This is a genomic window from Candidatus Thiodiazotropha endoloripes (assembly GCF_001708965.1).
Classification (GTDB): domain Bacteria; phylum Pseudomonadota; class Gammaproteobacteria; order Chromatiales; family Chromatiaceae; genus Thiodiazotropha; species Thiodiazotropha endoloripes.
The window spans coordinates 1,820,131-1,840,014 of record NZ_LVJW01000003.1; the positions used below are offsets into that span (position 1 = coordinate 1,820,131).

The 19,884-nt window shown below is 52.6% G+C and carries 15 protein-coding genes; 14 read left to right on the forward strand and 1 reads right to left on the reverse strand.

Going from position 1 to position 19,884, the window contains the following annotated elements:
* Positions 1–33: 33 nt before the first annotated feature.
* Positions 34–2,220 carry a type VI secretion system Vgr family protein gene (locus A3193_RS08140; RefSeq protein WP_069005870.1) on the reverse strand — a complete coding sequence of 729 codons (2,187 nt, stop codon included), beginning with the start codon at positions 2,218–2,220 and terminating at the stop codon, positions 34–36.
* 380 nt (positions 2,221–2,600) lie between these two features.
* On the opposite strand from A3193_RS08140, the gene A3193_RS08145 reads away from it, so the two are divergent.
* The 14 genes from A3193_RS08145 (at position 2,601) to icmH (ending at position 19,873) form a co-directional block, all read left to right on the forward strand.
* Positions 2,601–3,992 (forward strand): type VI secretion system contractile sheath domain-containing protein, encoded by a 1,392-nt coding sequence (locus A3193_RS08145; RefSeq protein ID WP_069005871.1) that lies wholly within the window; start codon positions 2,601–2,603, stop codon positions 3,990–3,992.
* Positions 3,993–4,315: 323 nt separating this feature from the next.
* Positions 4,316–5,344: a type VI secretion system protein TssA gene (tssA, locus tag A3193_RS08150; protein ID WP_069014493.1), complete on the forward strand. Its 1,029-nt coding sequence runs from the start codon at positions 4,316–4,318 to the stop codon at positions 5,342–5,344.
* 80 nt (positions 5,345–5,424) lie between these two features.
* Positions 5,425–5,955: a type VI secretion system contractile sheath small subunit gene (gene tssB, locus A3193_RS08155; protein ID WP_068993204.1), complete on the forward strand. Its 531-nt coding sequence runs from the start codon at positions 5,425–5,427 to the stop codon at positions 5,953–5,955.
* 3 nt (positions 5,956–5,958) lie between these two features.
* A complete protein-coding gene (gene tssC, locus A3193_RS08160; RefSeq protein WP_068993207.1) occupies positions 5,959–7,455 on the forward strand; it encodes a type VI secretion system contractile sheath large subunit in 1,497 nt (498 codons plus the stop codon).
* Between the two features lie 33 nt (positions 7,456–7,488).
* Entirely contained in the window at positions 7,489–7,974 is a 486-nt protein-coding gene (locus A3193_RS08165; RefSeq protein WP_068993214.1) for an Hcp family type VI secretion system effector, read from the forward strand.
* A gap of 257 nt (positions 7,975–8,231) precedes the next feature.
* Positions 8,232–9,044, forward strand: a complete 813-nt coding sequence (locus tag A3193_RS08170) for a type VI secretion system accessory protein TagJ (RefSeq protein WP_069005873.1) — start codon at positions 8,232–8,234, stop codon at positions 9,042–9,044.
* A 26-nt stretch (positions 9,045–9,070) separates the two neighbouring features.
* Positions 9,071–9,583 (forward strand): type VI secretion system baseplate subunit TssE, encoded by a 513-nt coding sequence (tssE, locus tag A3193_RS08175; protein ID WP_069005874.1) that lies wholly within the window; start codon positions 9,071–9,073, stop codon positions 9,581–9,583.
* 4 nt (positions 9,584–9,587) lie between these two features.
* The gene (gene tssF, locus A3193_RS08180; protein ID WP_069014494.1) at positions 9,588–11,456 is read left to right on the forward strand and encodes a type VI secretion system baseplate subunit TssF; all 1,869 of its coding nucleotides are present in this window, start codon (positions 9,588–9,590) and stop codon (positions 11,454–11,456) included.
* Positions 11,420–12,460 (forward strand): type VI secretion system baseplate subunit TssG, encoded by a 1,041-nt coding sequence (tssG, locus tag A3193_RS08185; protein WP_069005876.1) that lies wholly within the window; start codon positions 11,420–11,422, stop codon positions 12,458–12,460. Before tssF ends, tssG begins: the two co-directional genes overlap by 37 nt.
* On the forward strand, positions 12,457–15,189 hold the full coding sequence (gene tssH, locus A3193_RS08190; protein WP_069014495.1) for a type VI secretion system ATPase TssH: 2,733 nt from the start codon (positions 12,457–12,459) through the stop codon (positions 15,187–15,189). Before tssG ends, tssH begins: the two co-directional genes overlap by 4 nt.
* Positions 15,190–15,223: 34 nt before the next feature.
* A complete protein-coding gene (gene tagH, locus A3193_RS08195; RefSeq protein ID WP_069005878.1) occupies positions 15,224–16,744 on the forward strand; it encodes a type VI secretion system-associated FHA domain protein TagH in 1,521 nt (506 codons plus the stop codon).
* A gap of 7 nt (positions 16,745–16,751) precedes the next feature.
* Positions 16,752–17,204 (forward strand): type VI secretion system lipoprotein TssJ, encoded by a 453-nt coding sequence (gene tssJ / locus A3193_RS08200; protein ID WP_069005879.1) that lies wholly within the window; start codon positions 16,752–16,754, stop codon positions 17,202–17,204.
* A gap of 18 nt (positions 17,205–17,222) precedes the next feature.
* The gene (gene tssK / locus A3193_RS08205; protein ID WP_305782027.1) at positions 17,223–18,548 is read left to right on the forward strand and encodes a type VI secretion system baseplate subunit TssK; all 1,326 of its coding nucleotides are present in this window, start codon (positions 17,223–17,225) and stop codon (positions 18,546–18,548) included.
* 2 nt (positions 18,549–18,550) lie between these two features.
* A complete protein-coding gene (gene icmH, locus A3193_RS08210; protein ID WP_069014497.1) occupies positions 18,551–19,873 on the forward strand; it encodes a type IVB secretion system protein IcmH/DotU in 1,323 nt (440 codons plus the stop codon).
* Positions 19,874–19,884: the final 11 nt, after the last annotated feature.

A 19,884-nucleotide genomic window follows, 5' to 3' on the forward strand; every position in this document is an offset into this window, starting at 1 on the left:
TGTCATTTTGCATCATTTGAAAAACTGATCGGTTTAGTTCTGCAAGATCTTCTTGCCCTTCACAACAACATTTTTAGAGGCTTTAACATTCACCGCACCCGATCCTTTGACTGAAACATCCTTACCCTGAATAGCAATCGTGCCATCTTTTTTCATGGTGATGGATGCCTTGCCTGTTTTGATCGTGATCGAATCCCCCGCCTCGATCACCAGATTCTTACCCACTGTGATTGAACCATCTTCACCGATCGTAACGGCTTGGTTCTTGCCAACAGTGACACTCTGATCCTTGCCGACATTGACGCCATGGCCACCACCGATATCCTCAGTGACACTTGCTGCTACCTGCATTGCCTTGGAGGCACCGACAGTCTCGTTCATCCCGGCACCGACCGTCACCTGATATCCGGCACCGATGGTGAGTGCTTTGGCGGCGCCTATGGTTTCAGTCTTGTTAACTCCGATGGTCTCGCTCTTGTTACTGCCGATATTGACGCTGCGATTACTGCCGATGGAGACCGTTTCATTGCTGCCTACGGATTCGGTTCGGTTGACACCTATGGTGATATTTTCATTGTTGCCGACCGTCTCAGTCCGATCATTGCCGATATCGATGGTTTCATCATTGCCAACAGTCTCACTGCGATTCACACCTACACTGGTGGTCTCATTGTTCTCCACCACGTTGTCCTGGTTCTTTTCCGCATGGATATAGACCTGTTCATCCCCCTTCTTGTCCTCGAAGCGAATTTCATTGAAGTTCTCTCCGGAGCCACCCTTGGTACTGCGGCTCTTGATACCGCTTTGGGTCATATTCGCAGGTAGTCCATAGGGTGGCATCTGATCGGCATTGTAGACTCGCCCGGTGACAATCGGTCGATCCGGATCCCCTTCAAGGAACTCCACCACCACTTCCTGGCCAATCCGTGGAATATGCATGGCACCCCAGTTTTTACCGGCCCAGACCTGGGATACCCTTACCCAGCATGAGCTGTTCTCATCACTGCCACCGTAGCGGTCCCAGTGAAACTGAAGCTTCACCCGCCCATACTCATCCGTATAGATCTCTTCACCAGCCTTGCCCACAACCACAGCGGTCTGTGGCCCCTGGACAATCGGTTTCGGAGTGCTACGGATACTGCGGTAATTCTCCTTGCTCACGGAACAGTTGAATTCGCAGGTGAAGATCGGTTCTTCGGCAACTTCCGGCACTGTTTCAAAGGCATCGGAATGGAGGATACAGGTGGTTCCGGTAATCAGATATTCCCTGTTCTGATCGCCCCGGGGATGTTCAATCAGGGTAAACAGTCCACCGCTGGCGACCCCTCTTGCAATCGCCTCCCCTTCGAGCACTTCGTGACCGCTCTGGAGCTCTTCAATTCGCTGACGGGCGTAACTGTCTCCATCGCCTGACTCTTCGTATTCACCCGGATAGTCGTAGATCTCATACTCTGCATGGGCATGACTTCTGGGTAGTGGCGCGGTGGCAAACAGATCAGATTTGGGCTTGGTGAAGTTGTAATCCGTATGGGCGAAACTGCCCGGTTGCACGGATTTGGTAAATTTCCAGGCGTGGATATAGTCTTTCCAGCGGGTACTTCCCTGTTCGCTTTGTGGCAGATAAGGAATCTCTGCATAAGCTTCGAGAGGACTGTGCGAGCTGTATCCGTCACACATCACCAAGGTATGCTTGCCATCCACATGGGCGAAGTAGTAGTAGATGCCTTCCTGTTCCATCAGCCGACTGATGAAATTAAAATCCGTCTCCCGATACTGAACACAATACTCCCACTCCCGGTAGGAACCACTCAGCTTGTCTTCAAAATCGCTGAAGCCATTATCCTGAAACACCTCTTTGATGATATCGGGGACTTTTTTATTCTGGAATATGCGGCAATCGGAGGTACGGGTCAAAAACCACAGCCAGGGACGCAGGGTGGCCCGATAGTGGGCAAAATAGGCAATATGGCCTATCTGGGTAAACTGGCTGACAAAGCCGTTGAAGTATCGTTTTCCACCATCCACCAGATCCATCTGCACGGTCATCTGTTTACCCAGCAGATCATCGTGAGCAATCTCTTCATTGTCGCTCAGCAGATCTACTGTAAACTCAGACAGTCGCCCCAACTCCTCTCTCGCCTCCATGCGCAGAATCAAGAGTTCATCTGGACCCAACGGGGTTTTTATCTGTAACTGCCGGTTACTCTGTGTAAACGCCATTCAAGACTCCTACCCAATCGAAATATCATAGCAAAGAAAAAGACACTCTTCTGAAAACAGGCTTTAACTTATACTACTAGTAAGTAAACACCCCGGTTCAACGTTTTATCGGTCACGGCTAAATCGAGATGGTAATTGTAGCTATTTGAGATAAAGTATGTGTGTCAGAGCCACTGTGGTCAATGAAATCCTGACGGTACTTTGTCACAGGGGTTGATCTGGTCTCTCAGACTGGGGTGATACCAGGCCTGTTGCCATGGTTTGTGCTTTGCACCCAAAGGCATCACAAGCCATTACTATCAGACGTACATATAGAGAGTGTAGACAAGCCTCAAGACCTGCCGAAATGACAGGATCAGCTTACTTAAGGTGTAATCGATATGGCGCAACGATTAAATCTATCGGTTGAACTTGGAAAAAAGCATCATGGCAGAGATGGCAGCAGTGGCGACAGTCAGCAACTGAAATTCATACTCCTGGGTTGTTTTTCTGGCAACCGGGACTCGTCCGAGCCGCAACTCAACAGACTCCCTGGCATATGCAAGGTGGATCTCGACAATTTCGACGATCTGCTCAGTGAGATGCAACCTTGTCTGACAATTCAGATGAGTGAGCTGGCAGATCCACTGCAGCTCAGATTCAGCAGCCTGGACGATTTTCATCCAGACCAGCTCCACAATAAACTACCTCAATCGCAGGATAGCCCATCTGATGAGTTGAATCAGCTACAGCAAACCGATACGAAAGCAGGTTCTGCGTCCAATGGGGCACAGGAGTCTGATCAACAGACTCTGTCAAGATTACTGGGAGATGGCGCCGTCACAACCCCATCATCAAATAGTGGGGAGTCCAAGGCGAACCGTTCAGTGGTTGAGTCCGTGGTTGGACACCTGATTAATGGGTCACTCAAGCAGCAGACAGCAGAGAGTTCTGAGCAGGATGCTGATCACAGTGAGCCCCATGGCAGTCTGCTCAAAAAAGTCATCCACCATCCCGAGTTTCAAACCCTGGAGTCGAACTGGCGTGGTCTGGATTGGCTGGTTCGCAGTCTGGAATCTGACGAATTGAATGAGGTTTTCATTGTTGATCTGCCCAGGAATGAGTGGCAACGCACTACTCAGAGTGAGCTGGGATTCAAACAATCAGAATACTATCAATACCTATTAGAACGTTTCAGCGAAAAGCAACCATCAGAACAGAAGTTTATTCTAATATGTGATCATTATTTTAATTCCTCAACTGAAGATCTAGATCTACTGAAAAGTTTGTCGGCACTGGGCAATCTCCTGGATGCCCAGCTTCTGGCGGCAACGGCAGACACCCTCCTCTCTGCTGCGGATTCCGGCACGGAGACCCTTGAACCGTGGAAAGCGTATCGGGAAAGCGGTACAGCAATGAATGTCAGCATGGTTCTGCCGCGGATATTGATGCGCCTGCCCTATGGAGAACAGTATGATCCTGTGGAATCATTCCAGTTCGAAGAGCTCGATGCTGAATGGTGTAGTGATGAACTGCTTTGGGGCAATCCCGCTTTTGCATTGGCAATCCAATTGGCAGCAGATACTCAGTCGGATCGGCAGCAGGACGCCGCGGCACTCGCCGATTGCCCCTCCTTTGCCTATCGCAAAAACCGTGAGAGCATCCTGCAACCTTGTACAGAGTGCCTGTTTACGGATACACAACTGGAGACCCTGGTTGAGCTTGGACTGGTGCCAATCGTAGGCAGCCGGCGCAGTAATCAGGTCAGGATACCCTGGTACCGGCGACTATAATCGTTGCTGTATTGATCAGCGACAACAAATCATAAATCCAGGGAGTCGATGAACTAATCACTATTGGGGGTAGTTTCAACAACATAGCTTGGTATTATTTCACTAGTGTTCACATATTTATCGTGTAGTATCAAGTACAAGGGTTTTGTGCTAAACCTACCCAATGAAAGGGTGAGATCACAAAACGAAACAACCTGACCGACCGAGTTGGAGTCAGGCAACAATAACCAAAACATAAGTTAGACAGGTATGTTTACTTTATATATCAACTCAGTTTCAGGTTTGCAGAGGCATTATTGTGCTAACCCACGGGGGATGAAGGCTTGACTGGTACACTCGATCTAGACCAACTTCTCAGTGTAGTATCTGATGATGAGCCAGCCGGTTCCGATTTAGAGTACGACCCCCTGTTTGGAGAGATGGAAAGAGCTGCTGAGGGTAAAGAGGAGCAGCAGTTCGGCGATACCATCATACCTGCCGAAGACCCGGATTGGCGGGAGCTGAAGAAAAAGTCGCTCGAAGTGGCGAGCAAGAGCCGTGATCTGCGAGCTGCCATTCATCTGACCCGGGCACTGATTCATACCGACGGCTTCAATGGCCTGGCCGATGGCCTGGCACTGGTCAAAGGCTATCTGGATGGGTACTGGGATTCAGTCCATCCCCAACTCGATCCGGATGACGATAACGATCCAACATTGAGAATCAATACCCTGATCAATATCTGCGATCCCTTCGACTACCTGGCCGGCATTAATAAGATCCCCGTGGTCTCATCCACTATCATGGGAAAATTCAGTTACAGGGATATACAGCTCGCCAGCGGTAATCTACAAACCTCTGAAGGCGATTCACAGGAGCTCTCTCTCGACCAGATCGATGCGGCTTTCCGGGAGTCCAGCGATGAAGATAACCAACAGACGCTGGACCTGATCACTGCATCAGCAGAGACCGTGGTGGGTATCGAATCCCGCCTGAATGAACTGGTCGGAGTTGACCAGGCACCAAATCTCAGTGCCCTCGTTGAGCTGTTGAAGGAGATTGCCAATGAAGTGGCGCAGCGCTGCGGCCTGGAGAGTGCTTCTGAAGCATCCGAAACCGCAGCTGACGGTTCTGTAGCGGCAGCGCAGAACCAACCGGCCGCCCCAGGTACGATCAACAATCGCGATGACGTAATCAAGACACTTGAGCGTATTACGCAATATTACGAGAAAAATGAACCATCCAGCCCGATCCCACTGCTACTCGACCGGGCGAAGCGGCTGGTAAAAATGGATTTTTATGAAATTGTCCAGGACCTGGCACCAGGTGGTTCTTCCCATTTCGATTTCCTGTGGAAACAGGAAGATAGATAGATTGATGATCCGGGCATAAGCCCCAATTAGATAACAAACATACCGATTAAGGTACAGAGCACATTAAAGAGAGGTAGACCGTGGCAAAAGAGAGCAGCCAGAAGTTCGTAGCCCGAAACCGAGCCCCCAGGGTACAGATAGAGTATGACGTGGAGCTCTATGGTGCTGAAAAAGTGATTCAGTTGCCCTTTATCATGGGCGTTATGGCAGACCTCTCGGGAAAACCCGAAGAGGCGCTACCCCCCGTCGCTGATCGCAAGATGCTGGAAATCGATGTGGACAACTTCGATGAGCGACTCAAAGCCATGAAACCCCGTACCGCGTTCAGGGTGCCCAACACACTGACCGGAGAGGGCAACATCAGTGTCGATATCACCTTTGAAAGTATGGATGACTTTTCACCGGCTGCGGTCGCCAAAAAGGTCGGTGCACTACGCCAACTGCTGGATGCACGTACTCAACTGGCCAACCTGCTGACCTATATGGATGGCAAGGCCGGTGCGGAAGAGCTGATTACCAAAGCTTTGAACGATCCAACCCTGCTTCAGTCCCTGGCATCTTCTCCCAACGCAGACGATGCATCATCTGAAGATTCAACCGGCGAGGAGTAAAACATGGCTGAAACAGATACCCAACAAACAGCGGGCGAAGCGGCAGAGAGTGTAGCACCGGATGAATTTTCTGCGCTGTTGCAACAAGAGTTCAAACCGAAAACCGAGCGCACCAAGGAAGCCGTTACCAGTGCGGTACAAACCCTTGCTGAGCAGGTCCTGAAAGAGTCCGGCACCATCTCGGATGATGCTGTTGAGACGATTGAAGGGATCATTGCCGAAATCGACAAAAAGCTCACCGAGCAGGTCAACCTGATCCTCCATCATGAGGATTTTCAGCAACTCGAAGGCAGCTGGCGCGGCCTGCACCATCTGGTCAATAACACCGAGACCGATGAGATGCTGAAGATCAGGGTGATGAACATCTCGAAAAAAGAGCTGGGCAAAAACCTGAAAAAGTTCAAAGGTACAGCCTGGGACCAAAGCCCATTATTCAAAAAGGTCTATGAGGAAGAGTATGGTCAGTTTGGTGGTGAACCTTATGGTTGCCTGGTAGGAGACTACCATTTCGATCATTCGCCACCGGATGTTGAGCTGCTCAATGGCATGGCACAAATTGCCGCATCTGCACATGCCCCGTTTATCGCTGGTGCAGCGCCTACAGTGATGCAGATGGATTCCTGGCAGGAACTGTCAAACCCAAGGGACCTGACCAAAATATTTCAGACACCGGAGTTCGCATCCTGGCGTTCTCTCAGAGAGTCCGACGACTCCCGTTACATCGGTCTGGCGATGCCGAGATTTCTCTCTCGCCTTCCCTATGGGGCCAAGACCGACCCGGTGGAAGAGTTCGACTTCGAAGAAGACACGGAAGGAGCAGATCACAACAAGTACACCTGGTCCAACTCAGCTTATGCCATGGCCGTCAATATCAACCGGGCCTTTAAGCTGTATGGTTGGACAACAAGAATCCGCGGTGTGGAGTCAGGCGGTGCCGTCGAAGGATTGCCGACTCACACGTTCCCCACCGATGACGGTGGTGTGGATATGAAATGTCCCACAGAGATCGCAATTTCCGATCGACGTGAGGCCGAATTGGCAAAAAATGGCTTCATGCCATTGTTGCACCGTAAGAATTCCGACTTTGCCGCCTTTATCGGCGCGCAATCACTACAAAAACCATCGGAATATGACGATCCTGACGCAACAGCCAATGCAAATTTAGCTGCCCGATTGCCCTATCTGTTCGCCAGTTGCCGCTTCGCACACTACTTGAAATGTATTGTGCGTGACAAGATAGGCTCATTCAAAGAGCGTGATGACATGGAAAAATGGCTAAACAAATGGATTATGAACTATGTCGAACCGAACCCGGCGACAGCTTCAGAAGAAGACAAAGCACGTAAACCGCTGGCAGCGGCTGAAGTGGTTGTCGCTGAAGTTGAGGGGAATCCAGGATATTACACTTCAAAGTTTTTCCTGCGGCCCCACTATCAATTGGAAGGTTTGACAGTCTCGTTACGTCTGGTCTCTAAGCTGCCATCCGAAAAAACAGCTTAGGTCCAAAAATCTCACTTATTGGAGGAATAAATCATGGCAGTTGATATGTTTATGAAGATTGATGGCATCGATGGCGAAAGTACCGATGACCAACACAAAGGCTGGATTGAACTGGTTAGTATCAGTCACGGCGTGACACAACCGACATCCGGTGCCAGCGGCACGGGTGGTCGTACTGGTGGACGAGCCGATTTCGAACCGTTTACCGCAATGAAGGAGATCGATAAAGGCACACCCGATCTGAACATCAAGTGTGCCAAGGGTGAGCACATTCCGAAGATTGAAGTCCATCTTTGCGAAGCCGCCGGAGACAAGCATATTTTCATGAAATACACCATGGAAAACATCATCGTTCAGGCGGTCATGCCCACCTGCAGTAAAGGTGACATCAAGCCTATTGAAACCGTAAGCTTCGCCTATGGCAAAATCAAATGGGAGTACACAGAACTGGGGCAAGACGGTAAACCTGGTGGTTCTACTGACAGAACCTGGAACTTGGAAACCAACAAGCAGGATTGATTCTTGCGCAGGACAATGCTTCAACACACCCATCTCTCATGCACGATGAGAGATGGGTTTTGAATGCAGAATCTCTGACTTTAATCGGTATTTTCGCGGTAAATATAGGTTTTGCTGCGCAGATCCAGATCAGACACTGGAGACATTCAATTTCAGTAACATCGAACTGATCCGCTCTACATTGATCTGCAGGCAACCGTAGTTTTTTCTTAAAGATATTACAGATTGCCTCAAAACACAGAGAAGACAAAAACACCATGACGGGCGCACAAGAACTATTACAACAAGGTCAACTAGACCAGGCATTGGAAACACTACAGCAGTCGATACGCAACGCACCATCCGATACCAAACTGCGAGTCTTCCTGTTTCAGTTGCTCTGCGTGATGGGTGCCTGGGAACGGGCACTGAGTCAGCTGCAGGTTGCCGGTGACATGGATTCGCTGAATCTACCCATGGCCCAGACCTATCGCGAAGCAATTCGCTGCGAACTGTTCCGACAGGAAGTCTTCAGTGGTGACAAGTCGCCACTGATTTTCGGTGATCCCCCGGAATGGACGGCGTTTCTGGTTGAAGCTCTGAAACATTCCGGTAAAGGGGAATACAGTCAAGCTGAAAGTCTGCGCAACCAGGCGTTCGAGCTGGCGCCAGCCACGCCGGGTAACATCGATGGGCAGGCATTCGAATGGATCGCCGATGCGGACTCACGCCTCGGTCCTATGATCGAAGCCATCGTCAACGGTCGCTACTACTGGATCCCGATGCAGCGACTGAAAAAAGTAACGATGGAGGCACCAGAGGATCTGCGTGACATGGTCTGGACACCAGCCCAACTGACCTTTGAAAATGAAGGTGAAGCCGTGGCGCTGATCCCAAGCCGTTATCCAGGTACCGAGAATGCCTCGGAACCGGCACTTAAGCTTTCTCACAAAACAGAGTGGCAGACACCGGCTGAAGGTGTCTACCTTGGACTTGGCCAACGGATGCTGGCCACCGACCAGGATGATTACCCCTTGCTCAATGTCAGGGAGATAGAGTTCCAATCCGCAACGGACAGCGAAACTGAATGAGTCAATGAGGCGGAGATACCACTCAGTTGAAGGCCAGTAACCAACAACAGTTGCAACCATCCCTGCTTGACCGGTTAATCGATGATGAACCCGGCAAGACCAAAGAGTCCCAGGATAAGCGGGTCATCTCCATGCGCCGTCTGCGCCAATCCGTATTACGCGACCTGGCCTGGCTGATGAACACCACCAACCTGGAAACCACCGAGGAGTTGGAGGCTTACCCGGAAGTCAGTCATTCGGTCCTCAACTATGGCTTGGCAGAGCTATCCGGGCATCTGGTTTCCGGTCTGGATTTAACCAGACTGGAGAGGATGGTGCGTCAGGCAGTTCAGGATTTCGAGCCGCGCATTCTGCCCAATTCAGTCAAAGTGCGTTCGGTCCGGGATGCCAGTAAGGAGAGCCATAATCAATTGATGTTTGAGATCGAAGGACAACTCTGGGCTGTACCCACTCCGACACACTTGTTGATCAAAACCCAGATAGATCTCGAAGAGGGTGGCGTTACCCTTGCTGACGCCTTCAGCACAGGCATGGAGTAATCGGATGGATCCTCGCCTGCTCAAATACTATAACCAGGAGCTGCAATTCATGCGTGAGATGGGCGCAGAGTTCGCCCAGGCCTATCCGAAAATAGCCAGTCGTCTCTCGCTCGATGAGTTTGAGTGTGCCGATCCCTATGTTGAACGTCTGCTGGAAGGTTTCAGTTTCCTGACTGCCAGAATTCAACTGAAACTCGATGAAGAGTTTCCCCGTTTCACCCAACACCTGATGGAGCGGGTTTTCCCCCACTATCTCTGCCCCACTCCATCGATGATGGTGGTGCAGTTTCAGGTCGATATGCTGGAACCCTCACTGTGTGAAGGTTTTCTACTGCCCAGACACTCCACCATGCGCAGCCGGGTAGGCAAAGGCAGCCATACCGCCTGTATCTACCGTACCGCCCAGGATGTCACCCTTTGGCCGATCGAAATCCAGAGCGTCGACTATCTGCCAACACCAGCAGCCATCGCTTTGGCAGGTGTTGGAAGACAGAGCGGCGCCCGAGCGGCAATCCGTCTCAGACTCAAGACCTCCGGTGATATCCCCTTCAACCATCTTAATATTGATAAGTTACCAATCTTTTTTTCCGGTGGTGACAGCGGTATGCGTGCGTTTGAAGCCGTAGCCGGCCATACCATGAAGATTGTCGGCCGGGCGGTTGATTCGGATGAATACAGAACCACGACCTCATCGCCGATCCGGATCATGGGCTTCGAGGAAAATGAATCCCTGCTGCCCCATGGCCTGCGTTCCTTTCAGGGTTACCGCTTTTTGTCTGAGTACTTCACCCTGCCGGAACGTTTCATGTTTGTGGAGCTGAATGATCTGCAGTCTGTGATAAAAGGGTGTGACCAGCAGCAACTCGAGTTACTGCTTCTGCTGGATGAGAGCGATCCGGAGTTGGAGAGCAGTATCAGTGACGCCAACTTTTTACTCAACTGTACACCGGCGATCAATCTGTTTCCCAAACGGGCGGATAGAATTCATCTCAACGAGAAAGCGGCGGAATACCACATTCTGCCCGACCGTACACGCCCGATGGACTATGAGGTCTATGAGATAGACAACGTGGTTGGATTTGGCACCAATACGGAGCAGCGTCAGACATTTCAGGCCTTCTATGCCAGTAATGATTTCATCGCCTCGGATCAACCTCGCGCCTACTACACCAACCGGCGGGAACCCCGCCTGCTCTCGTCCAAACAGCAGCGTGAAGGGGCTCGCTCCGGTTATATCGGCAGTGAAATCTACATCGCAATCGTGGATGCGGATGAAGCACCTTTTAACACCGATCTCAGACAGCTTGCGGTAAGCACTCTGTGTACAAACCGTGATCTGCCAATGCATATCCCTTTGGGCCAGAGTGGATCCCCATTCACCCTGGAGAGCAGTACGCCGGTCAATCATATTCGCTGCATCGGATCGCCGACCAGACCGAAACCGACAACACCGCCGGGATCAATCAGCTGGCGCCTGATCAACCACCTTTCACTCAACTATCTCTCCCTGGCCAGTGAGGACCGGGAACAGAGTACAGCGGCACTGAAAGACTTTTTACAGCTCTATGCCGACACCAACGATCCTTCGATGCGCAAGCTGATCGAGGGGGTGATATCCATCGACTCCAAGCCGGTGAACCGACGCCTGCCGAGCCCTGGCCCGATCGCCTTCGGCCACGGTCTTGAGATCACCCTGACACTCGATGATCAGGCATTCGAGGGTAGTGGTGCTTTTCTGTTCGGCGCTGTCATGGAGCAGTTTTTCCGAAAATACACTGCAATCAATTCATTTACCGAAACCGTAGTCGTCACACAACAGAGGGGAGAGATCAAACGATGGCCAGTAAGGCTGGGTCTGAGAAAAACCCTTTGAGTCTGTTTGACAGACTGCAACAGGCACCCTATCGCTTCGATTTCTATCAAGCCATGAGACGCCTGGAGTGCGCCTATCCGGATGAACCCCGTTTGGCACACTCCAGACATGCCAAACGGGATAAAATCCGCCTTGGTCAGGACCCAACCATGGCCTTTCAACCCTCTACCCTCAACTCATTTCGACAGGGTAAAGGGAGCCTGCCACCCCGCCTGGGGGTCTATTTTTTCGGCCTGTTCGGCCCCAACGGTCCACTGCCTCTGCATTTGACAGAATTCGTCCATGACCGTCTGCACAACGAGCATGATCCGACCCAGGTTGCCTTTCTCGATCATTTTCATCACCGCCTGCTGAGCCTGTTCTATCGAGTCTGGGCAGACTGTCAACCCACCGTCAGTTTTGATCGTCCTGAGAATGACCGGTTCGGCGACTATCTGGGATCGATGGTCGGTATCGGCTCACCCCATCTCAGAGAGCGGGATGCGATGCCGGATCTTGCGAAACTCCACTATGCCGGCCGTTTCGCCAGTCACCCCCGCAATGCTGAAGGTCTGGAAGCGGTGTTGCAGGATTTCTTCCAGCTACCGGTGCGCATCGATGAGTTCATCGGCGCCTGGATCGACCTGCCCGAGAACAGCCGCTGTCGATTGGGTGATTCCCTGGAGATCAGCATGCTTGGCACGAATATCATCCTGGGTGACCGGGTCTGGCAGGCACAGCAGAAATTCCGCATCGTACTGGGCGCCTTGAGCTTCAAGGATTACCAACGGATGTTACCCGGCGGAGAGAGCCTGAAACGGCTGATCTCCGTGGTAAAAAACTATATTGGTGATGAACAGGATTGGGAGTTGAACCTGATTCTTGAACAGCCAGAGGTACCACAACTCTGTCTCAACGGCGCAAGTCGTCTCGGCTGGACCAGCTGGCTAGCACAACAACCACTGGGGCGGGATGGTGATGACCTGTTCCTACAACCCCTTGAACTTAGAGGTCTTCCCTCATGAGCGAAATTAATCGTGCCGCCCTGTTCGGCAAGCTGAACAGTCTGGGCTACAAGGCCATTGAGAGTGCAACCGTATTCTGCAAGATGCGCGGTAATCCCTATGTGGAGTTGGTTCACTGGATCCATCAGATCCTGCAACTGCAGGATTCCGATCTGCACCGCATCATCAAGCAGTTCAATCTGGAGCCCTCCCATCTGGCGAAAGACATTACCGAAACCCTCGACACTCTGCCCAGGGGATCCACCTCGATATCCGATCTCTCCTCCCATGTGGAAGAGGCTACGGAACGGGGCTGGGTCTACGGAACCTTGATGTTCGGAGACTCCCAGGTTCGAACCGGTTACCTGATGATCGGTATCCTGAAGACCAACAGCCTGCACAATGCACTGTTACGGATCTCAGATCAGTTCAAAAAGCTCAATATCGAAACCCTTACCGACCGTTTTAACGAAGTGGTGGAGGGATCACCCGAAGAGGCGATGCGCTCCAACGACGGTTTTCAGGTGGGCGGTGGCGCCGCCCCTGGTGAGGCCAGTGATGCCATGGCGCCGGCCCAGATGGGTAAGCAACAGGCACTGCAACAGTTCTCGGTGGATCTCACTGAACGGGCCAGAAATGGTGAAATCGATCCGATTGTGGGCCGGGATGATGAGATACGTCAGATCGTCGATATCCTGATGCGTCGAAGACAGAATAATCCGATACTGACCGGCGAGGCCGGTGTGGGTAAAACTGCAGTAGTTGAAGGCTTCGCTCTGCAGATCGCCAGCGGTGATGTCCCGCCTCCACTGAAAGAGGTCAGCCTGCGAGTACTCGATGTGGGTCTGCTGCAGGCGGGCGCCAGTATGAAAGGTGAGTTTGAAAACCGCCTGAAACAGGTGATTGAAGAGGTTCAATCCTCGGAAAAACCGATCATTCTGTTTATCGATGAGGCCCACACCCTGATCGGCGCCGGTGGCAGTGCCGGTACCGGTGATGCTGCCAATCTGTTAAAACCCGCTCTCGCCCGCGGCACCCTGAGAACCGTCGCCGCCACCACCTGGGCGGAATATAAAAAATATATCGAGAAGGATCCCGCCCTGACACGCCGATTTCAGGTCGTGCAGGTTGATGAACCCGATGAGGATCGGGCCATCCGCATGATGCGCGGCATGGCATCAACGCTGGAAGATCACCATCAGGTACAGATACTCGATGAAGCACTGGATGCTTCGGTACGGCTCTCCCACCGCTATATCCCGGCTCGCCAACTACCAGATAAATCGGTCAGTCTGCTCGACACAACCTGTGCCCGGGTGGCCATCAGTCAGGCCGCAGTCCCTGCCGAGGTGGATGACAGCCGCCGCCGTATCGAGGCGCTGGAGACCGAGTTACAGATCATCGGCCGGGAAAAAGCCATTGGACTCGACACCGAAGAGCGTGAGCAGGAGACTCAGGAGAAACTCGACCAGGAGCGACAGCGACTCGAACAGTTGACCGCCCGCTGGGAGGAAGAGAAGGGATTGGTTGAAGTGCTACTCAAGGTGCAGCAGCAACTCAAAGGGGAAGCGGTTGAGAGTGATCAAACGGCCGACAGTGGTGAGGATCAAGCCGCTTCATCAGAGGAATCTGCCGAGACACCAGAGGCGCCAGCAGCTTCCAAGGAGGAGTTGCTGGAGCGCCTGAATGAAGTTAAGAACAACCTCAATCAGCTACAGGGTGAAACCCCATTGATCCTACCCAGTGTGGATGCCCAGGCAGTCGCCTCCGTGGTCGGTGACTGGACCGGAATTCCGGTAGGAAGAATGGTGAAGAACGAGATCGAGACCATCCTCAACCTCAGTGACACCCTGGCCAAACGGGTGATTGGACAGGATCACGCGTTGGAGATGATCTCACGCCGGGTCCAGACCTCCAGGGCCAATCTGGACAATCCCAATAAACCGATCGGTGTATTCATGCTGTGCGGCCCCTCTGGTGTGGGTAAGACGGAAACCGGTTTGACACTGGCTGAGTCGCTGTATGGTGGTGAACAGAATGTCATTACCATCAACATGAGTGAGTTCCAGGAAGCGCATACCGTATCCACCCTGAAAGGTGCACCTCCCGGTTATGTTGGCTATGGCGAGGGCGGCATACTCACCGAAGCGGTAAGACGCAAACCTTACAGTGTGGTGCTGCTCGATGAGGTTGAAAAGGCTCATCCGGATGTGCACGAGATTTTCTTCCAGGTATTCGATAAAGGCTGGATGGAAGATGGTGAGGGTCGACATATCGACTTCAAAAACACCCTGATTCTGCTCACCTCCAACACCGGCACCGAGATGATCGACAACCTGTGTAAAGACCCGGAACTGATGCCCGAGCCCGGTGCCATCGCTACCGCTTTAAGGGACCCTTTGCAGAAGGTGTTCCCGGCCGCACTGCTGGGGCGGCTGGTGGTCATCCCCTACTATCCGCTAAGCGATGAAGTGCTGGCCAAGGTGGTACGCCTGCAACTGGGCCGAATCGAATCCCGCATTCTTGAAAATCATGGGATACCGCTGCAGGTCGATGACGAGGTGATCAGTTTGATCATCAGCCGTTGCACTGAAGTGGAGAGTGGCGCAAGAATGGTGGATGCGATTCTCACCAATACCATGTTACCCGAAATCAGCCGACATATTCTGGTCGAAAAGATGGAGGGCCGATCAATTGGCAATATCCGCATCGGTGTGGAGAATGATGAATTCAGCTATAACTTTTCCTAGGGCCATTTAACAGAAGATAGAAGCGGCAATATCGATGTACTCTGACAGTAACAGTGCAACCATTACCTTGACGGTGAGCCTCAAAGCGGGCTCTGCGCCTGCGCAGCCCATATCGGCCACCTTTGACCAACAGGGTGGCTCCATTGGTCGTCGGGATGAGAATGATTGGGTGCTGCCAGACCCAGAGCGCTTCATATCCGGACGTCACGCCCTGATTTTCTACAGTGAAAACGCCTTTCACCTGACAGATACCAGTTCCAACGGCGTGTTTATCAATCGTGCCGCCACTGCGCTGGGTAAGGACAATATCGTCAAGCTCGAAGATGGCGACACCATCGGAATCGGTGACTATGAGATCACTGTATCCCTGCCACAGGCAGAAACCCCTGCGAGGGAGGAGTTTGACAATCTGGATGACCCCTTTGCACAGATGTCAGAGCAATTTGCTGGTGAACCTGGAAGCGGGGAGCCGCAGCTTATTGAGACACCGGTTGAGCTGGACCAGCCGGCTGAGGAGCCCGTCTATACACTCGATGAACCGGACCCTTCTGAACTGGTGGTCGAACAGTCAGCCGACGAGCTATCCCCTGCTCCGCTGTCACAAACGGATCATACCTCAGATCTGAACGCCTATTTCAACCAACCGACACCGATTCCGGAAGATTGGGACCTGGATGAATCATCCGCTAATGCGATACCGGCCGGTGAGCCGAAAGCCTCACCCGAGATCCTGCCGCCGCTGGATGATCAACTTGTCCCCCAGGCCCCTTTTCCCGACTCCCAAACCGTTGCAGAAGAGCAACCGGCAGCGCCGGCACTGGCCCAGGAATCGATACCGCGTCCTGGCCTGAAGGCGAAAGAGCCAGCGCAAAAGAGCACTCCACCACCAGCCACTCAGCCGGTGACAGCCAAGCCCAGCGTGACCAGTGATGATGCAGGTTTACGCCAGGCGCTGGCAGAGGGGCTGGGTGTCCCTGAATCCTATCTGGAAGGGGTATCGCTGGCTGAGCTGTTAGGCAACCTGGGTAGTGCCATGCGGGCCAACGTGGAGGGCACGATGTCGATTCTGCGGGCCCGAGCCGAGATGAAGGGTGAGTTTCGCATGTCGCAAACCATGATCCAACCGGTGGAGAATAATCCACTCAAGTTCTCGATCAACACCGAAGAGGCCTTGCGACATCTGGTCAACCCCAGTCAGAAGAGTGGCTATCTTCCACCCCTGAATGCCATAGAAGAGGCCCACGAGGATATTGAAGCCCACATGCTGGCTGTGATGGTGGGAATGCAGGCAGCTCTGCAGGTGGTGTTACAGCGCTTCAAACCGGAGATTCTGGAAAAACGGCTTGGTCAATCCGCGCTGCTGGAAAAACTGCCCCTCTATCGCCATGCAAAAACCTGGGATCTGTTTACCGAACTGTACAGCGAAATCGCCGTAGAGGCGGAAGATGACTTCCACCAGCTGTTCGGTCGCACTTTTTCCCAGGCCTATGAAGAGCAGATCCGACGCCTGGAAGCTCTGAAACACACGGATCCCAATTTAGATAAAAGGTTTTAACAAAGAGATGATCAAAAAACTCTTGCTCGTTATCGGACTACTGACAATTTTTGTTGCATCAGGCTGTTCCAGTGTATCCAGTGTAAAGGCCTCTCTGAATGCCGATAAGGGAGTGAACCCGGATATCAATGGAAGGCCATCACCCATCGTTGCAAGAATCTACGAATTGAAGTCGCTGAGTGTTTTCAATAATGCGGATTTCTTCAATCTTTTCGAGCAGGATGTCGCTCTGTTGGGTGATGAGCTGCTGATGCGCGATGAACTTCACTTTCAACCTGGAGAGAGCAAATTGCTTGAGCGTGAATTGCAACCTGACACCAGATACCTTGGCGTCATTGGTGCCTACCGGGATATCGAAAACGCCACATGGCGCCGTTCCATCGAGATCGATGTGAACGATGAAACAGCCTTTGTGATAGAGTTCGGTAAAAGCGGCATCAACATCCTGAAAAACAAATAAGAGAAGCCCATGTCTTGGATGTCTAGGATCGTTTGGTCGGAGGGAATGTTCCTCAGACCTCACCACTTTCAACAGCAGGAGCGGTTTTTAGAGCACCGCATCGAAACCCGATGTGCTGATCTTACACCCTTCAGCTGGGGCTTCACCCATTTGAAAATCGATCGCCAGGCCCTGGCTCTCGGTCGCCTGGCCATAGAATCCTGTCGCGGTGTACTGCCGGATGGCACCACCTTCGATATCCCGGGACACGACAATCCCCCACCACCCCTGGAGGTCCCGGCAGCGCATAAAGGCGCCATCATCTACCTGGCACTGCCCCTCTCGAGGCCAGGCACTGCTCAGGTGAGGTTCTCCGATCAGGAAGCGGGCCTGGAGCGTTATCTGGTGGATGAGATCGACATCAAGGATGGTATTGCCGGATCTTCCAACAGCTCCACCCTGCAGGTTGCCAAACCGACCATGCGACTGCTGATCGGAGACGCCGAGCTGGAGGAGTTTGCCCATCTTGCGGTGGCCAAAATTATCGAGCGCCGATCTGACGATATGCTGGTTTTGGATGAGGATTTCATTCCTCCCTGTCTTGACTGTCAGGTATCCCCAAGACTGGCCGGTTACCTCAAAGAGATCGAAGGCCTGCTTCATCACCGTGCCGATGCTATTGCCTCCAGACTGGTGGATGGAGGTAAAGGGATTGCGGAAGTAGCTGACTTCCTGATGCTGCAGGTGGTCAACCGTTATGAACCGCTCTATACCCACTTTTGCAATCGGGTGCCGCTACATCCTGTGAACTTCTATGAAGCAGCCCTGGAGCTGGCCGGTGAATTGGCAACCTTCACCAGCAGTAATAAGCGACCACCAACCTTTCCGCTCTATCAGCACCAGTCTCTGCATGAGACCTTTCTGCCGGTGATCCGCGAGCTGCGACGATCCCTGAGCATGGTGCTGGAACAGAAAGCGGTATCCATACCTCTGGAAGAGCGCAAATACGGCATCCGCGTTGCAACCGTGTCGGACCGCTCCCTGCTGAGCGATGCGGTCTTCGTCCTGGCGGTCAATGCCAGCATGACGGCGGATCTGCTGCAACGACGCTTTCCCTCACAAACCAAGATTGGCCCGGTGGAAAAAATCCGCGATCTGGTCAATCTTCAACTGCCCGGTATCGGGCTGCGCATACTCTCCGTAGCCCCACGACAAATTCCCTACAATGCAGGTTTCAGCTATTTCGAGCTGGACAAGAATAACGACTATTGGAACCTGCTTGAAACCTCAGGCGGATGTGCCATACATATAGGAGGTGAATTTCCGGGCCTGGAACTTGAACTTTGGGCGATAAAAGGTAATTGACCATGGATCACGATGACCCATTTGGCATGAAGCCCAACGAATCCGGCGATCGCACTGTCATCCGGCCAAGACCGGGTGGTAAGGGCCCTGCCACTCCTCAACCCCAAGCGGCACCGACCAGTCAGCCGCCGCCACAGCGTCCTCTGGGCACCGCCCCGAGTCTGCCGATGCGTCATGGGGCGAATAAGCTTGAGGTCGCTGCCTCCTCGCTGTTATCGATGATGGGCCGACTGCGTGACACCCCTTCTCACTCGGATCCGGTGTCGCTGAAAAATTCCATCATCGACAAGATCAGGGCGTTCGAGAATAGAGCTCAGGCACAAGGCGTGGAACAGGAGACCACCTTCTGGGCTCGCTATGTACTCTGTACGGTAACTGACGAGTTAGTTCTCACCACCCCCTGGGGCAATCAGAGCATCTGGCGCGATCAAAGCCTGTTGGTCACCCTGCACAAGGAGGCCTGGGGTGGGGAAAAATTCTTTCAACTGTTGCAAAAACTTCTGCAGAATCCAGCCAAGAATCTTGAGCTGCTGGAGTTGATGTATGTCTGTCTCTCTTTCGGATTTGAAGGGCGTTATCGTCCACTTCCAGATGGCTACGCACAACTGCAGACCTTGAAAGACAATCTATACCGAACCCTTCGCAACCACCGGGATGAGTATGAACGGGATCTCTCCGCACACTGGCAGGGAGATCCGCTGAAACAGAATGCCCTGGTTCAGTATGTTCCGCTGTGGGTGGTGATGGCGATATCCGGTGTGGTACTGATGTTGATGTTCTCCGGATTCAGTCTCAGCCTGAATGTCAAATCCGATCCGGTCCACGCCGAACTGCACAACATTGCCCGCAATGTGCAAACGGTGGTTGAGCGTACCCCGCCACCGCCGCCCAAACCGGAACTCTCGCTCAGAATTCTGCTCGCCAATGAGATCACGCAAGGCCTGGTCAGCGTCGCGGAGAATCATCTGGAGGGTACGGTCAGAATTGCCGGGGACGGCCTGTTCGCTTCCGGTAAAGTAGCAGTCAACAGTCAATTCCTGCCACTACTGAATCGTATCGCCGCTTCAATGGATAAACTTGAGGGACAGATTGTGGTGGTCGGTCATACCGACAACATTCCCATACGCAGTCTTCGTTACCCCTCCAACTGGCACCTCTCGAGGGCACGTGCTGAATCCGTGGCCAAACTGCTGGCACTGGATTTAAGCCAACCCGCAAGAATTCAGAGTGAAGGGCGCGGCTCGGCAGAGCCCCTGGCATCCAATGACACAAAAGAGGGACGTGCACGTAACAGACGTGTGGAGATCACTCTTGTAAAACAATAGGTATTGCGTAC

What these genes read in the sequence shown, in the direction of transcription:
- A3193_RS08140 (WP_069005870.1), bottom strand. Translation starts at nt 2,220, where the DNA reads ATGGCGTTTACACAGAGTAACCGGCAGTTACAGATAAAAACCCCGTTG.
- A3193_RS08145 (WP_069005871.1), top strand. Translation starts at nt 2,601, where the DNA reads ATGGCGCAACGATTAAATCTATCGGTTGAACTTGGAAAAAAGCATCAT.
- tssC (WP_068993207.1), top strand. Translation starts at nt 5,959, where the DNA reads ATGGCTGAAACAGATACCCAACAAACAGCGGGCGAAGCGGCAGAGAGT.
- A3193_RS08165 (WP_068993214.1), top strand. Translation starts at nt 7,489, where the DNA reads ATGGCAGTTGATATGTTTATGAAGATTGATGGCATCGATGGCGAAAGT.
- A3193_RS08170 (WP_069005873.1), top strand. Translation starts at nt 8,232, where the DNA reads ATGACGGGCGCACAAGAACTATTACAACAAGGTCAACTAGACCAGGCA.
- tssF (WP_069014494.1), top strand. Translation starts at nt 9,588, where the DNA reads ATGGATCCTCGCCTGCTCAAATACTATAACCAGGAGCTGCAATTCATG.
- tssG (WP_069005876.1), top strand. Translation starts at nt 11,420, where the DNA reads ATGGCCAGTAAGGCTGGGTCTGAGAAAAACCCTTTGAGTCTGTTTGAC.
- tssH (WP_069014495.1), top strand. Translation starts at nt 12,457, where the DNA reads ATGAGCGAAATTAATCGTGCCGCCCTGTTCGGCAAGCTGAACAGTCTG.
- tagH (WP_069005878.1), top strand. Translation starts at nt 15,224, where the DNA reads ATGTACTCTGACAGTAACAGTGCAACCATTACCTTGACGGTGAGCCTC.
- tssJ (WP_069005879.1), top strand. Translation starts at nt 16,752, where the DNA reads ATGATCAAAAAACTCTTGCTCGTTATCGGACTACTGACAATTTTTGTT.
- tssK (WP_305782027.1), top strand. Translation starts at nt 17,223, where the DNA reads ATGTCTAGGATCGTTTGGTCGGAGGGAATGTTCCTCAGACCTCACCAC.
- icmH (WP_069014497.1), top strand. Translation starts at nt 18,551, where the DNA reads ATGGATCACGATGACCCATTTGGCATGAAGCCCAACGAATCCGGCGAT.